Source organism: Streptomyces sp. NPDC086549, from assembly GCF_044746205.1.
Taxonomy (GTDB): domain Bacteria; phylum Actinomycetota; class Actinomycetes; order Streptomycetales; family Streptomycetaceae; genus Streptomyces.
The window spans coordinates 1-1586 of sequence record NZ_JBIVBS010000067.1; the positions used below are offsets into that span (position 1 = coordinate 1).

The 1586-nt window shown below is 75.6% G+C and carries 1 protein-coding gene; it reads left to right on the forward strand.

What is annotated here, in order from left to right:
- Positions 1-1586, forward strand: a 1586-nt coding sequence (locus tag ACIPSA_RS51395; RefSeq protein ID WP_402649257.1) for a hypothetical protein, incomplete at both ends; no start/stop codon positions are given.

Sequence of the window (1586 nt, forward strand, 5' to 3'; positions counted from 1 at the left end):
GAGTTCCTGGTGGCTGTCCTCAGGCACCGGATCGGCGGCAACGACTCCTGGTGGACCCGGGTCCGGCACGCCGGGAGCGGCGTGCCGGAGTTGACCGGCGACCCCGGGTTCGTGGCGCTCTCCCTCGACGGGCAGGTGCTGCTGGCGGAGGTGCCCGGCGCGGGCGGGCCTCGGGTGACGGCCCTCGACCGACTGCCGGAGCGGCTGGAGGAGGCCGCCGCGGCCGCCGGGCGCGAGACGGAGGTCGAGCGCGCCGAGGTGTGGGCGGCGGTGCCCGGTCGACGTGCGTGGCCTCTGCACTGGGCGGAGGGGATCGGGTCCAATCCGGCCGCGACGGACGAACTGCTGATCCGGCTGCTGGATGTGGAGGAGGGATTCCTGCACGGATGCGACCGGCCCGCCGTCCTCGACGCCGCCGTGGCGCACCCCGATCCGCGGGTGCGGTCAAGGCCCGCCGACACCTTCCGGCCCAAGCTCACGTCCGATCAGTGGGTACACCTGGTCCGCGCCGAGCCGTCGCCGAATCGACGCGTGCTCTGGGCGGAACACGCCTGCATCTGGGGCGCCGAGCTCCCCGAGGACCTGTACGACGACCTCCTCGCCGGCTCGTCCCGCGCGCGAGCCGCCGAACTCCCGGGGCTCCCCGCACAGCACCTCCCTGGCCTCGCGGCCGACGCCGATCCCCGGGTGCGGGCGGCGGCCTGTGCCCGGTGGGAGGACCTCGGTGCGCCGCTGCGGGAGCGGCTGCTGGCCGACACCGACTACGCGGTGCGAACGGCTGCGCTGCTCGTCCACCACACCGGCGTACCCATGCCTCGAGAGGTTTTCGCCGCCCTGCCCGACCCGCGGCGGGCGCTCGAACGGTGCCGCCTCGCGCCCGAGCTGGAGGCGGAGCTGGTCCGGGACGGGGACGCGGAGGTACGTCGGGCGCTGGCCGCCAACCCGGGCCTGGGCGTGCACGGCGTCGCTGTGCTGGCGGAGGACCCGCAGGACGACATCCGCTCCGCGGTGGCGCTGCGCCCCGACCTCACCGAGGAGCAACGTGCGGCGGTGCGCCACGACTTCGACCCGACGTCGATGTCGCACACCCTGCCCTGGGTCGAGGACCTGCACGGCGACGCCGAGGCGATGCGCCGTCTCGCCGCGTCGTCCCACCCGCTGGTCCGCCGCAGTGTGGCCCGAGCCCGGCACCTCCCGCCGGATGTCGTGGCGCGCCTGGCACGGGATGGGGACCGGGTGGTCCGCCTGTTCCTCGCCGAATCGTGCGAGGACGCGCCGGCCGACATGCTGCTGGAGGTCTGGCGCTGGTGGGACGGCAGCTTCAGCCACCCCGACCGGCCCCGCAGCCACCCCAACTTCCCCCGTGCGGGCCTGCTGCGCTACACCGCCGACCCCAGCGGGCGGATGCGCCGCCTGGCCCTGGACGATCCGGAGTCGACACCGGCCGACGTCGCACGCCTGGCCCGGGATCCCGAAGCCGAGGTGCGCCGCCGCGCGGCTGAGGACCCCCGGCTGTCACCGGCCGACGCGGTGCGGCTGCTGAACGACCCGGAGGCCCACGTCCGCGGCACCGCGGTGCGCAATCC